The sequence below is a fragment of the Rubrivirga marina genome (assembly GCF_002283365.1).
Lineage (GTDB): Bacteria > Bacteroidota > Rhodothermia > Rhodothermales > Rubricoccaceae > Rubrivirga > Rubrivirga marina.
Genome location: NZ_MQWD01000001.1, coordinates 3314160 through 3326732, shown reverse-complemented (window position 1 = coordinate 3326732; position 12573 = coordinate 3314160). Strand labels below are relative to the sequence as shown.

At 72.4% G+C, this 12573-nt stretch carries 10 protein-coding genes; 8 read left to right on the top strand and 2 right to left on the bottom strand.

Features of this window, described 5'->3' with window-relative positions:
* Nucleotides 1-304 precede the first annotated feature (304 nt).
* The 4 genes from carA to carB all read left to right on the top strand — a co-directional run bounded on the left by carA (nt 305) and on the right by carB (nt 5063).
* Nucleotides 305-1447 (top strand): glutamine-hydrolyzing carbamoyl-phosphate synthase small subunit, encoded by a 1143-nt coding sequence (carA, locus tag BSZ37_RS14080; protein WP_095511164.1) that lies wholly within the window; start codon nt 305-307, stop codon nt 1445-1447.
* The gene (locus BSZ37_RS14075) at nt 1448-1906 is read left to right on the top strand and encodes a DUF3291 domain-containing protein (RefSeq protein ID WP_095511163.1); all 459 of its coding nucleotides are present in this window, start codon (nt 1448-1450) and stop codon (nt 1904-1906) included.
* Between the two features lie 8 nt (nt 1907-1914).
* On the top strand, nt 1915-2133 hold the full coding sequence (locus BSZ37_RS14070) for a hypothetical protein (RefSeq protein ID WP_095511162.1): 219 nt from the start codon (nt 1915-1917) through the stop codon (nt 2131-2133).
* 74 nt (nt 2134-2207) lie between these two features.
* Nucleotides 2208-5063 (top strand): carbamoyl-phosphate synthase large subunit, encoded by a 2856-nt coding sequence (gene carB / locus BSZ37_RS14065; RefSeq protein WP_095511161.1) that lies wholly within the window; start codon nt 2208-2210, stop codon nt 5061-5063.
* A 492-nt stretch (nt 5064-5555) separates the two neighbouring features.
* Here carB and BSZ37_RS14060 read toward each other — a convergent pair whose 3' ends face one another.
* Together BSZ37_RS14060 and BSZ37_RS14055 are read right to left on the bottom strand one after the other, a co-directional pair.
* Nucleotides 5556-8021 carry a serine/threonine-protein kinase gene (locus BSZ37_RS14060; protein ID WP_095511160.1) on the bottom strand — a complete coding sequence of 822 codons (2466 nt, stop codon included), beginning with the start codon at nt 8019-8021 and terminating at the stop codon, nt 5556-5558.
* Between the two features lie 56 nt (nt 8022-8077).
* Complete coding sequence (locus BSZ37_RS14055; RefSeq protein ID WP_095511159.1) at nt 8078-8641, bottom strand: ECF-type sigma factor; 564 nt, start codon at nt 8639-8641, stop codon at nt 8078-8080.
* 105 nt (nt 8642-8746) lie between these two features.
* Here BSZ37_RS14055 and BSZ37_RS14050 point away from each other — a divergent pair, with 105 nt between their 5' ends.
* From BSZ37_RS14050 to BSZ37_RS14035, 4 genes are all read left to right on the top strand, one after another.
* On the top strand, nt 8747-9922 hold the full coding sequence (locus BSZ37_RS14050; RefSeq protein ID WP_143537670.1) for a hypothetical protein: 1176 nt from the start codon (nt 8747-8749) through the stop codon (nt 9920-9922).
* Between the two features lie 73 nt (nt 9923-9995).
* Nucleotides 9996-11018 carry a T9SS type A sorting domain-containing protein gene (locus BSZ37_RS14045; protein WP_095511157.1) on the top strand — a complete coding sequence of 341 codons (1023 nt, stop codon included), beginning with the start codon at nt 9996-9998 and terminating at the stop codon, nt 11016-11018.
* A gap of 58 nt (nt 11019-11076) precedes the next feature.
* Entirely contained in the window at nt 11077-11925 is an 849-nt protein-coding gene (locus BSZ37_RS14040; protein WP_143537669.1) for a hypothetical protein, read from the top strand.
* A gap of 15 nt (nt 11926-11940) precedes the next feature.
* Nucleotides 11941-12501 carry a hypothetical protein gene (locus BSZ37_RS14035; RefSeq protein WP_095511155.1) on the top strand — a complete coding sequence of 187 codons (561 nt, stop codon included), beginning with the start codon at nt 11941-11943 and terminating at the stop codon, nt 12499-12501.
* The last annotated feature ends 72 nt before the right edge of the window (nt 12502-12573 follow it).

The following is a 12573-nucleotide window of genomic DNA, read 5'->3' as shown; positions in this document are numbered from 1 at the left end:
GAGGGGAGCGGGGGCGGCGCGGCGGGCACGGGAGCGGAACGGGCGTCGGCGAGGATACGCGCCCGCGACGCGCCGTCAGAGATCAATCCCGACGCCTTCCGAGGGGGCTGGAACGGGCCGCGTCGCAAACGCCATGTGAAAGTGGGACGGTGTCCCGCCGCGCCGCGCGGCCCTGCGTAGCTTGGGCGGAGCCGTCGGACGCTATGCAAGCCCCCCGGATTTCGACCGCCTCGCCTTCCCAAGAACGGCCCCGCCGCCGTTGAGCCTTCCGTTTTTCGGAAGGCTTTTTTTGTACCCCACGCCCATGCCCACTCCGCTCCCCGCCAAGCTCGCGCTCGAAGACGGCACCGTCGTCGAAGGGCAGTCCGTCGGCGCCGTCGGCGAGACGGCCGGCGAGCTCTGCTTCAACACGTCGATGAGCGGGTACCAGGAGATCCTGACCGACCCGAGCTACTCCGGGCAGGTCATGCTGATGACGTACCCCCACATCGGCAACTACGGCGCCTTCGAGGAGGCGACCGAAGCGCCCCGCCCCCACGTCGCCGGCCTCGTGGTCCGCCAGTTCTCACGCGACCCGTCCAACAGCGACATGGAGGAGACGCTCGCGGCCTACATGGAGCGCCACGGGCTCGTCGGCATCTCCGGTGTCGACACGCGGAAGCTGGTCCGCCACATCCGCGAGCAGGGCGTGATGAACTGCGTGATCTCGTCGGAGGACCTCGACGACGCCTCGCTCGTCGCCAAGGCGAAGGCCGTCCCGAGCATGGCCGGCCTCGAGCTGGCCAGCCGCGTGACCGCCGGCGAGCCGTACGACTTCGCGGAGAGCGGCGAGCGCCGCGTCGCCGTCCTCGACTACGGCGTCAAGCGGAACATCCTCCGGTCGTTCGCCCACCTCGGCTGCGCCGTCCGCGTGTTCCCCGCCGGCACGTCGTTCGACGACGTGATGGCCTGGGAGCCCGACGGCATCTTCTTCTCGAACGGCCCCGGCGACCCCCGCGCGATGCCCGAGGCGGTCGACCTCGCCCGCCAGGTCATCGGGAGCGGCACGCCGACGTTCGGGATCTGCCTCGGCCACCAGCTCATGGCCCTCGCTGAGGGGCTCGAGGTCTACAAGATGAAGGTGGGGCACCGCGGCGCGAACCACCCGGTCCTCAACCTGACGACGGGCCACGTCGAGATCTCGACCCAGAACCACGGGTTCGCCGTTCAGGAAGCCGGCCTCGACGGGATCGCCGAGGTGGACCACCGGAACCTCAACGACCAGACGGTCGAGGGGCTCAAGTTCCTCCGGTTCCCCGGCTTCTCGGTCCAGTACCACCCGGAGGCCTGCCCCGGCCCGCACGACAGCCGCTACCTGTTCGACCAGTTCGTCGCGCTCATGGACGGCCGGGAGCTCGCGCAGCCCGCCGTCCCCGAGCCGTCTGCCGATCCCGTCGAGGACGCGTAGATGCACCTCGCCCAGGTCAACCTCGCTCGCCCCCTCGGGCCCATGGACGGCACCACGATGTCGGAGTTTGCGCGGGCCATCGAGCCCATGAACCGACTCGCCGAGCAGTCCCCCGGGTTCGTCTGGCGCCTCCAGGGCGACGAGGTCAACCGGCTCGTTGGGCGGGTCTTCGGTGACAGCCACCTCCTCGTCAATCTGAGCGTGTGGCGCTCGGTCGACGCGCTGCGCGACTACACCTACCAGTCAGGCCACGCCCAGTACGTCCGGCGTCGGAAGGAGTGGTTCTCCACCTTCGGCCGGCCCCACTACGCCCTCTGGTGGGTCGACGAGGGGCACCGCCCGTCCCCACGCGAGGCCAAGCAGCGCCTCGAATCCCTCCAGGCCCACGGTCCGACGCCGGACGCCTTCACCTTCACCCACGTCTTCGACCCGTCCGGCCTCGACGCCGAGGCGGGCTGACCCACCCCATGGCTACCCAACGCAAGGTCGTCGTCGTCCACTACGCGCCCACCCACCCGACCGACGCCGTCGACGAGCTCACCGCCCTCCTCAACGACGACTGGCGGATCACGTCGACGTCCGCCATGGGCGGCACCGGCGGCGCCACGGCGCCTGCCCAGTTCGCCTGCCTCGTCGTCCTCGAGCGGGAGGACAAGAAGACCGTCGGCGGCTTCAGCGCCAGCTAGCACCGGCGGGTGCTCGGTACGCGGTACCGGGTACGTCGCCCCCCATCCCCGCACCTGGTACCCCGTACCGAAGAATGCCCAAGCGCACCGACATCTCCTCGATCCTCCTCATCGGCTCCGGCCCCATCGTGATCGGGCAGGCCTGCGAGTTCGACTATTCCGGCACGCAGGCCGCCCGCGCGCTCCGCGACGAGGGCTACCGCGTGATCCTGGTCAACTCGAACCCGGCCACGATCATGACCGACCCCATGACGGCGGACGCGGTCTACCTCCAGGAGCTCACGCCCAAGAGCATCAAGCAGATCGTCGAGAAGGAGCGGCCCGACGCCGTGCTCCCGACGATGGGCGGACAGACGGCGCTCAACCTCGCCGACCAGCTCCAACAGGAGGGCTACTGGGAGAAGGAGGGGATCGCCGTCATCGGCGTAGACATGGACGCCGTCCACACGACCGAGGACCGGCAGGCCTTCCGCGACCTCATGGAACGGGTCGGGATCGACCAGGCGCGGTCGCGCGTGGCGAAGTCGCTCCTCGAAGCCAAGGAGATCACGCAGGAGCTGGCCGGCGGCGCCGACGGCATCCGCGGGTTCGCGCCGATCGTCATCCGGCCCAGCTTCACGCTCGGCGGCGCGGGCGGCGGCATCGTCTGGACCGAGGGCGAGTTCGACCGGAAGGTGACGCGCGGGCTCGAGCTCTCGCCGGTCCACGAGGTGCTCATCGAGGAGTGCCTGTTCGGGTGGAAGGAGTACGAGCTCGAGCTCCTGCGCGACGCCAAGGACAACGTCGTCATCATCTGCTCGATCGAGAACCTCGACCCGATGGGCGTCCACACCGGCGACTCGGTGACCGTCGCCCCGCAGCAGACGCTGACCGACCAGCAGTACCAGCGGATGCGCGACGCGGCCATCAAGGCGATGCGCTCGATCGGGACGTTCGCGGGCGGCTGCAACATCCAGTTCGCCGTCGACCCGGCGTCGGGGCGGATGATCGTGATCGAGATCAACCCGCGCGTGAGCCGGTCGTCGGCGCTCGCGTCGAAGGCGACGGGCTACCCGATCGCGAAGGTGGCCTCCCGGCTCGCCGTCGGCTACACGCTCGACGAGCTGCCCAACGAGGTCACGGGCACCACGAGCGCCTGCTTCGAGCCCGCGCTCGACTACGTGGTCACCAAGATCCCGCGCTGGAATTTCGACAAGTTCGAGGGCGTCGACGAGGAGCTGACGACGCAGATGAAGGCGGTCGGCGAGGTGATGGCGATCGGGCGGACGTTCACCGAGTCGATCCAGAAGGCGTTCCAGAGCCTGGAGCAGGGGCACGCCGGTCTCGACGGCGAGCTCCCCGACCGTCACGTCGTCCGCGAGCGGCTCGCGAAGCCGTACTGGGACCGGCTGCTCAACATCCGCCACGCCTTCCGCCTCGGCGCCTCCGTCGCCGAGGTCCACGACGTGACGAAGGTCGACCCGTGGTTCCTCCACCAGGTCCAGGACCTCGTGCGGATGGAGACGGCGACCGAGGGCACGCCGCTGGCGGATCTCGGCCGCGACCGCCTCCTGGCGCTCAAGCAGCACGGGTTCTCGGACGTCCAGATCGCCGCCCTCTGCGAGACCTCCGAGGCGGAGGTACGCGAGCACCGGATCGGTCTCGGGCTCACGCCGACGTACCGCGTCGTCGACACGTGCGCGGGCGAGTTCGAGGCGCAGACGCCGTACTTCTACTCGACCTACGACCAGGGCGAGTCGGAGTCGGAGCGGAGCGACCGGAAAAAGGCGCTCATCCTCGGCTCCGGGCCGAACCGGATCGGGCAGGGCATCGAGTTCGACTACTCGTGCGTCCACGGCGTCCTCGCGGCGCGCGAGATGGGCTACGAGGCCATCATGGTCAACTGCAACCCGGAGACGGTCTCGACCGACTTCGACATCGCCGACAAGCTGTACTTCGAGCCGGTCTTCTGGGAGCGCGTCGCCGACATCATCGACCTCGAGGACCCGGACGGCATCATCCTCCAGCTCGGGGGCCAGACCGCCCTCAAGCTGGCGCGCGACATCGTCGACCACGGGCTGCCCATCTTCGGGACCCCGTTCGAGAACATGGACCTCGCCGAGGACCGCGGCAAGTTCTCGCACGTGCTCCGCGACCTGGAGATCCCGTTCCCTCCCTACGGCATGGCGCACACGGTCGAGGAGGCCGTCGAGGTCGCCGAGCGGATCGGGTACCCGATCCTGATCCGGCCGAGCTACGTCCTGGGCGGGCAGGGCATGCGGATCGCGATCAACAAGGACGAGGTGGCCGAGTACGTCGCCAACATCCTCAAGCTGTTCCCGCACAACGAGATCCTGCTCGACCTCTTCCTCGAGGACGCCGTCGAGATCGATTGCGACTGCCTCTCCGACGGCGACGAGGTCTGGATCGCGGGCGTCATGCAGCACATCGAGCCGGCAGGCGTCCACTCGGGCGACTCGACGGCCGTCCTCCCGCCGTACGACCTCTCGGACGAGGCCGTCGCCACGATCCGCCAGTACGTGGCGGACATCGCCAAGCGGCTCGGCGTCGTCGGCATGATGAACTGCCAGCTGGCGGTCCAGACGCGCGACGGCAAGGAGACGGTCTACGTCATCGAGGCCAACCCGCGCGCCTCGCGGACGGTCCCGTTCGTGGCGAAGGCGACGGGCGTCCCGATCGCCCGGATCGGCACCATGTTGATGCTCGGCGAGACGCTCCAGACGTTCCGCGAGGCGGGCGAGCTGGAGAGCTCGCTGGTGGGCTACGCCGTCAAGGAGCCGGTCTTCTCGTGGGACAAGTTCCCCGAGGTCACGAAGGAGCTCGGGCCCGAGATGAAGTCGACCGGCGAGGCCATCGCGTTCGTCGACGACATCACGGACGAGCACATCTCGAAGCCGTTCGAGATGCGGAACCTCTATCTGAAGCGGTAGCAGGCCCCGCCCGCCTCGGTGCCAAGGCGGGCGGAGCGGACGACGACCCCGTGGAGACGCGGACGGCGCACGCCGACCTTGGCACCGTGACGGTGCGGTTCCGGCCCGCTCGCACGGGGGCGGCCCCCTGACCGTCGGTTCCGTATCCGACGGGGCCGAGCGGGCCCCTGGGGCGTCGCCCGCGCATTCGGGCGGCTCCATGCCGAGAACCCGGCCGCCCGTCTCTACGACGCGGAGGCGCGGGTCCTCGCCGTTTCCGGCGCCCGGGACGCGCGGTACACTTACCGCACCGAGAGCGACGCGCCCTCGACGTCGTCGTCCTGCTCACGGTGCTCGCGCCGCTCGGCGTCGTCGTGCCGGCCGCGCACGGGTCGAGCCCGCGACCACTGCGCACTCCTCCTGCACGTCCACGCGGGATCGACGAGGTGGGACGGGTCGCGCCGACGGCGTCGTCGACCGGCCCGCCCGGCCTCGGTCCGGGACCGGAGACCCTCAGCCGTCCGTCAAGTCAGCCAACAGCTCGCGGGCCTCAGCGGTCGTGCGGTGGTCGGGCCCGTACTGCGCCTCCCGCGTGGCGAGCGCGGCCCGCACGTGCGGGGTGGCCGCCTCGACGCGTCCGCGGGCCTGGAGGACGCGGGCGAGCTCGATCTGCGTGCTGGCCGTGTAGTCGCTTCCGTCCGGGAAGGCGGCCACGTGGATCGCGAGGGCCTCGAGGACCAGCCGCTCGGCCTCGGCGAGCTGACCGCGTTGGCGCGCGATGCTCGCGAGGTGGGTCAGGACCACGCCGTTGGTGTAGGCCTCCGGGCCGAAGCGGGCGCGGAAGATGCGGAGGGCGTCCCGGTACGTCGCCTCAGCCCGGTCGAGGTCGCCGCGTTCGAGCGAGACGCGGGCCTTGTTCGAGAGCGTGAGGCCCACCGTCGCGTGGTCGGCGCCGAGGCGAGCGCGTTGGGCGCCGAGGGCCTCGTCGTAGAGCGCCTCGGCCTCGTCGAGCCGGTCAAGCTGGCGGAGCGCGATGGCCCACTCGGTCAGCGTCGCGGGGATCTCCGGGTGGTCCGGGTCCGCGGCGCGGGCCTCGGCGACGGTCCGCTCGAAGACCGGGACGGCCTCGGCGGGCCGCCCCTGGTGGACGAGCATCCAGCCGAGGTTGTGGCGGGCCTGGAGGAGGCGGTCGTCGCCAGGGGGGACGGCCCGCTCCAGCAGCGCGATGGCCTCGCGTTCGAGCGCGAGCGCGGAGTCGGGGAGGCCGTTCCACTCGTGGACGGTGGCCATCCAGTCCATCGCGCGCCCGAGGTCGGGGTCGTCGGGGGCGAGCACGGCGCGGCGGAGCGCGAGGGCCTCGGCGGCCGTCTCGGTCGTCCCGTCGTAGTCGCCGAGCCGGTCGAGCGTGAGCGAGCGCTCGTAGAGCGAGGTCGCCAGGGCGGCCCGGTCGCCGGCCTCGCGCTGGAGGGCGATGGCCTCTCGGAGGAGCGAGTCGGAGGCGGCGTACAGGCCGAGGTTGCGGAGGCTCACGGCGACCTCCCGCTGGAGCGACGCGCGGACCCCGGGCTGGTCGGCCAGCTCGGAGCGGAGGCGGGCGGCGCCGCGGAGCAGGAGCGTCCGCGCGCGGAGCGTGTCGCCCTCGGTCTCGGGGTTCAGGGGGTCCGACGCCGCGAACAGGTCGCGGAGGAAGCCGGCCGTCTGCTCGGCCCGCTCGGCCTCGGTCCGGGCGTGGTCCCGCTCGACGGCCGCGACGTGGGCCTGCCACGCGGTCCCGGCCAGCCCGACCACGAGCGACACGACGGCGAGCGCCGTGAGGCCGACGCCGACCGGGTGCCTCCGCACGAACGAGCCCACGCGGTAGGCGACCGTCGGGCGCCGGGCCGCCACGGGGACGCCGTCGAGGTGGCGCCCCAGGTCCTCCGCGAGCGCGCTCGCCGAGACGTAGCGCCGGGCGGGCTCCTTCGCGAGCGCCTTCCCCACGATCGTGTCGAGGTCGCCGCGGAGCGCCCGCGCGCGGGCGGGCGGGGCGACGGCCGACGGCGCGGGCGGCTCGGTCTCGCACACGGCCCGCTCAACGGCCGTCGGCGCGGCGCCGGGGCCGAGGTCGTGCGGGCGCCGCCCGGCCAGCAACTCGTAGAGAAGGACGCCGAGCGCGTAGACGTCGGTCGCCGTGGTGACGGGCGCCCCGGTGACCTGCTCGGGCGCGGCATACGCCGGCGTCATGAGGGCCGTCGTCGCCGTGAGCGTCCCGTCATCGTCATCGTCCGACAGCAGCTTGGCGATGCCGAAGTCGAGGAGCTTGACGCCCGGCCGGCCGTCGGCGTCCTCGACCACGAGGACGTTCGAGGGCTTGAGGTCGCGGTGGACCACGAGGTTCTGGTGCGCGACCGCGACCGCCTCGGCGACGTCGCGGAGGAGCCGGACCCGCTGGCGGACCCCGAGGTCGCGCTCGTCGGCGTAGGCCGTGAGCGGGACGCCGCGGACGAGCTCCATGGCGAAGTACGGCTGGCCGTCCTCGCTGAGGCCGCCGTCGAGGAGGCGCGCGATCCCGGGGTGCTCCAGCCGCGCGAGGATCCGCCGCTCCTGTCGGAACCGGTCGAGGAGCGCGCGGGACGCGAGCCCGCGGCCGACCAGCTTGAGCGCCGCCTCCTGCTCGAAGTCGGCGTCGGCGCGCGCGGCGCGGAACACGACGCCCATCCCGCCCTCGCCGATCCGCTCCTCGATCCGCCACGGCCCGACGCGGCGCCCGAGGAAGGCGTCGTCGGTGTCCTCGAACAGGTCGGCGGCGCGGTCGGCGGCCGGCGTCGCGAGGAAGCCGCCGGCGTCGTCATCGGCCGCGAGGAGCGCGGCGACCTCGGCGCGGAGGTCGGGGTCGTCGAGGGCGCGGTCGAGCCACGCGGCGCGCTCGGCGGGGGCCAGCTCGCGCGCCTCGCCGAGGAGCCGGCGGACGGTGCGCCAGCGGTCGGGGTCGGTGATCATGGGGGGCGGGGGGGATGCCTCCCCATACGGATCCCCGTGCCGGTCCCCGCCGTCGCTCACGCCTCCGCCTGGAGGGCGGCCCGGAGCCAAGCCCGTGCGTCGGCCCAGTCGCGCGTCACGGTCCGCTCGCTGATGCCGAGGGCCTCGGCCGTCTCTGGCTCGGTGAGGCCGCCGAAAAAGCGGCACTCGACGACGCGCGCCGAGCGCGCGTCAAACTCGGCGAGCCGCTCGAGCGCCTCGTGGACGGCGAGGATCTCCTCGGCCGGGTCGGCCCCGAGGTCGGCCCGGTCGAAGTCTACGGTCACGCGCTGGCCGCCCGAGCGCTTCGCGGCCGTCCGGGCGCGGGCGCGGTCGACGAGGACCTGCCGCATGGCGCGCGAGGCGGCGCCAAAAAAGTGGGCCCGGCTCGACGCCGGCACCCGGGCCGAGCTGACGAGCTTGGCGTAGGCCTCGTGGACGAGCTCGGTCGTATGGATCGTCTGCGGCCCGACGCGGCGGAGCTGGCGGCGCGCGGCCTCGCGGAGCTCGTCGTAGACGAGGGGCACGAGCCGGTCGACGAGGTCGGGCGCGTCGGCGTGGTCCGACAGGAGTCGGGTGACGGGGCCGGCGGGGGCGTCCATGGGCGGGGGCGCGTAACGGGAAGAAAGTAGGGCAGAAACAGGACGATGGCGGGATCGGGGTCGAGGCCACGTATGGGCTCGGTGTCCCCGTCCTCCGCCATTCCCATGACCCGAATTCTCTCCACCCTCTGTCTCACGGCGATCGCGCTGAGCGCGATGCCCGCGCAGGCCCAGCTCGGCAACCTCCGCGACCGCGCCCGCCGGGCCGTCGAGAACGTGACCGGCCGCGACGACGCCCGGTCCGGCCGACGCCTCTCCGACGGGCCCAGCCAGCTCGAGGCCTCTCGGGCCCGCGAGGCGGCCGAGCGCGCCGCCCTCGAAGCCAGCCCCGAGCGCCAGGAGGCCATCGCGCTCGCCCGGGAGCTCATGACCGTGTTTTTCGCGCACCGCGACCAACTCCGCGACCTCGACGCCGGCTACGTCCGGGAGCTCTCCGAGGAGGACCTCGCGCGCATCGAGGCGCTCGAGGCCACGTTCCCCACCCTCCAGGCCGCCATGCTCCCGCTCGCCGAGCGGTGGAGCGACGGCGAGTACGACGAGTTCTGGCTCAACGTCGAGCAGGCGTTCCGCCGGATGGAGATCGAGGACGCCGACTACATGGAGGTCGGCGCCACGTTCGAGGGCGACCTCGACTGGGCCCTCCGGACCATGACCGAGGCCATCGCCGACGCGGCGACCTATCGGCGCGAGCAGGCGGCCGGCGAGGTCGGCACGCTCCGGTTCCAGCTCGAGACGCTCCGCAACGAGGACGACCTCGACGACTACGACCTCGAGTGGGCCGCGCGGATCCGCGACCAGACCGACCTCGCGCTCCGCTACGACCCGTCGAACGCGGACCTCAACGAGATGCGGGCCGAGACGATCGAGCTCGTCGCCGAGATGGAGTCCGCGTTCCGCGACCAGATCGCGACGAACCGGTGGCCCGGCCACGCCGGCGGCGCCCCGACCCAGCACGCCCGGGCCGTCCTCGACTACCTCCGCGGGGACGACCGCTGGGGACAGCGGGGCGACGGGTACGAGGTCCTCGCCGTCGCCGTCCGCGGCGACTGGCGGCCGGTCAAGCACAACCTCCTCGGGCAGGTGATCCAATGGGGCCTCCCGGTCGTGGTGGCCACGACGAAGCCCTCGTGGCGCGACGACTTCGGCGCCGCGCAGCTCTACGAGCTGACGATGCTCGCCCCCGAGGGCCTCCCGGCGCCCCAGCGCCCGCCGTTCGACGCGGGCTACCACGTCGGTCTGAGCAACCAGTTCGTGGCGCTCGACCGGATCCCCAACCAGTAGACCCGTCCTGCCCAGCCGGCGGTGCGGGACGCCGGCCGGGGTGACCCCATCCCGCGACCCCATCCCCAGACCCATGACTCGCCTCTCGATTCTCTCCCTCGCCCTCGCGGCGATCACCCTCGCCCCGTCCGCCTCGGCCCAAGTCTGCACCGACTGCGAGCCGCCTCCCGTCTTCAAGCCCGACGCGCTCCTCGGCCTCCGCGCCGCCGACGTCGGCGGCACCACGGTCCCACTCCCGGAGCGGTCGCTCAACGGGATCGCCCGGGCCCTCGACGCCGCCGTCGACCTCCAGGTGGTCGTCGACAAGCCCGCCAAGATGCAGATGGCCTACGGGCTCGTCCGCAACGGCGAGCTGGTCGTGAGCGTGACCTCCGACGACCTCCGGGCGACACCGGGCAAGCACCCGCTGATCCGAGTCGGCCACGGCCCGGTCGAGGGCTACGAGGACCCGCTGTTCGGGATCTGGGGGACCGGGAACGTCGGCTACGAGGACCCCCTCTTCGGCTTCGACGATCCACGCCTCGGGTATGAGGAGCCGCTGTTCGGGTACGAGGACCCCAGTGTGAGCTACGAGGACCCGCTGTTCGGGATCTGGGGCGACGGCGACACCTATTTCGACAAGCCGTACCTCGGATACGAGGATCCGCTCTTCGGTCTGGACGCGGTCTGGGGGCGAGCCAAAGAGCTCGTAGGCACCGAGCACGCCCTCGTCCTGATCTCGTATGGCCTCGACGGCAACCGTCACACGTTCGCCGGCAGCGCCATCATCGTGCCGTTCGACCTCGTGGACGGCGCCGCGCCGTCGGACGTGCGCGCGCCGCGCGCCTCCGCGACGGCGACACCGGCGCTCGGCGTCGCGCCCAACCCGTTCGCCGGTGGGACGACGGTCACGTTCGAGACGGGCGAGGCCGGCCCGGTCCGCGTGTCGCTGGTCGACGTGCTCGGGCGCGAGGTGGCCGTCGTGTCGGAGGGCGAGCGGCCGGCCGGCGCGCACCGCGTCCGCCTCGACGGCGCCGGGCTGGCGCCGGGCCCCTACCTCCTCCGGATCGCGGAGGGCGCGGCGGTCCGATCCGTCCCAGTGACCGTCGCGCGCTAGTCACCTCCTCGGCCGCGCCCGCGTGGGGGCGCGCCCTCCACCTTTGACCTCCATCCCCATGACTCGACTCTTTCTCTTGGCCCTGCCCGTCGCCCTCCTCGCGTGCGGCGGCGACGCCGAGCCTGTCCCCGCCGCCGCCCTCCCCGCTGTCCCGACATCGACGGCGTCTGACGCGCCCGCCGACCCCGGGCCTGTGCCCGACTCGACCGAGGCCTTCGTGCTGCCGAGCCTCACGCCCGCGACGATGGACTACGAGACGCCCATCCCCGTCCAGGACCTCCGCGATGTCGTCGCTGCGCCTTACGGAAAAACGGTCACGGTCTACGGCTACGTCCAGGACGCGCCGTCGAGCGTGAATGGCAAGGTCCAGATTGGGCAGACCGTCGCGCTGGCGGCCGAGCCCGGTCAGGGCGACCGCGAGGCGGGGCTCGTCACCTGCCGGCTGGCGGAGCGCCCCGAGGAGAACCGAGTCGAGCCGGACGCGGTCCTCGTGCTACGCGGGGAAGTCAGTGCGCCCAGCAGCGGCAAGATGCGACTCGGCAACGGCTGCGAGATTGTGAGCGTGGGAGAGGCGGCGCCGGACGGGGCGATCTCAGCGCAGGACCTCCACGGCGCCATGTTCGGGTGGGTCGGCACCGGCGTCTCCGTCATCGGCCGCTACAACGGGACGACCACCTCGCAGCTCCCGAGCGGGGAGAAGGTGACGGTCGGGCTCGCGCCTCCGGGCGACGAGCGCGGACCGCAGACCGTCGTCTGCGTGATGGCCGAGGAGGTGCCCGAGATCGCGTCGGAGGACCGGGGCCGCGTGGTCCTGACCGGGATCGTGACCGAGGAGTGGACGCTCTCCCTCCGCTCGGTGGACCGGAGCGTGATCGAACTGGCCGACTGTCACTTCGCGGGCCGCTAACCTCCGGTGCGCACCATGGGTCTCGTCTGCCTCGGCCTCGTCGCGCTCAGCACCCTGGGCGCGGCCGGTTGGTGGGGCGTGCACGAGTACTACGCGTGGGAGCGGAGGCAGCGGGCCGCGCAGCTCTACGGGCCGGACGCTCCGCCGGGCCCGCCGCTCGACACGACGTTCGTGGTGTCGGCCGAGCCGCTCGGCCCCACCTCGGGCGTCGTGTCGGAGCTGCCGCGCGGGCGTGGCCGGGTCCAGGGGAGCCGGCGGCGCGGGCGCGTGCGGACGGGGTTCGAGAAGCGCCTCGGCGTCGAGGGGACGATCCGCTGGATGAGCGGGCGCCACTCGGTCTCGTTCGACACGGACGCTGGGCTGACGGTCACGGCCACGGCGTCGGTCGAGCGCGGGCGGTTCCGGGTGTACCTCCGCGACCCGGACTCGGAGGGGTACCGCTGGGCCGAGGCCCGGCCAGGCGAGCCGCTCCGCCTCAGCGGCCGGCTCATCAGCGGGCTCAAGGGCTACTTCATCTACGTCGAGGCCGTCGGCTACGGGCGCGCGGAGGGCGTCCGGTGGACGGTGGCGAGCTGACCGGGGAATAAGTCGGGCGGGCGTGGTGGGATCGGCGGAGAGAATCCGCATGGGGAAGGGAGCCCACCTCTC

Excerpts from the sequence above, each read along its gene's own strand:
- BSZ37_RS14070 (WP_095511162.1), top strand. The coding sequence starts at position 1,915 with ATGGCTACCCAACGCAAGGTCGTCGTCGTCCACTACGCGCCCACCCAC.
- BSZ37_RS14055 (WP_095511159.1), bottom strand. The coding sequence starts at position 8,641 with ATGGACGCCCCCGCCGGCCCCGTCACCCGACTCCTGTCGGACCACGCC.
- BSZ37_RS14040 (WP_143537669.1), top strand. The coding sequence starts at position 11,077 with ATGACTCGACTCTTTCTCTTGGCCCTGCCCGTCGCCCTCCTCGCGTGC.
- carA (WP_095511164.1), top strand. The coding sequence starts at position 305 with ATGCCCACTCCGCTCCCCGCCAAGCTCGCGCTCGAAGACGGCACCGTC.
- BSZ37_RS14050 (WP_143537670.1), top strand. The coding sequence starts at position 8,747 with ATGACCCGAATTCTCTCCACCCTCTGTCTCACGGCGATCGCGCTGAGC.
- BSZ37_RS14035 (WP_095511155.1), top strand. The coding sequence starts at position 11,941 with ATGGGTCTCGTCTGCCTCGGCCTCGTCGCGCTCAGCACCCTGGGCGCG.
- BSZ37_RS14045 (WP_095511157.1), top strand. The coding sequence starts at position 9,996 with ATGACTCGCCTCTCGATTCTCTCCCTCGCCCTCGCGGCGATCACCCTC.
- carB (WP_095511161.1), top strand. The coding sequence starts at position 2,208 with ATGCCCAAGCGCACCGACATCTCCTCGATCCTCCTCATCGGCTCCGGC.
- BSZ37_RS14060 (WP_095511160.1), bottom strand. The coding sequence starts at position 8,021 with ATGATCACCGACCCCGACCGCTGGCGCACCGTCCGCCGGCTCCTCGGC.
- BSZ37_RS14075 (WP_095511163.1), top strand. The coding sequence starts at position 1,448 with ATGCACCTCGCCCAGGTCAACCTCGCTCGCCCCCTCGGGCCCATGGAC.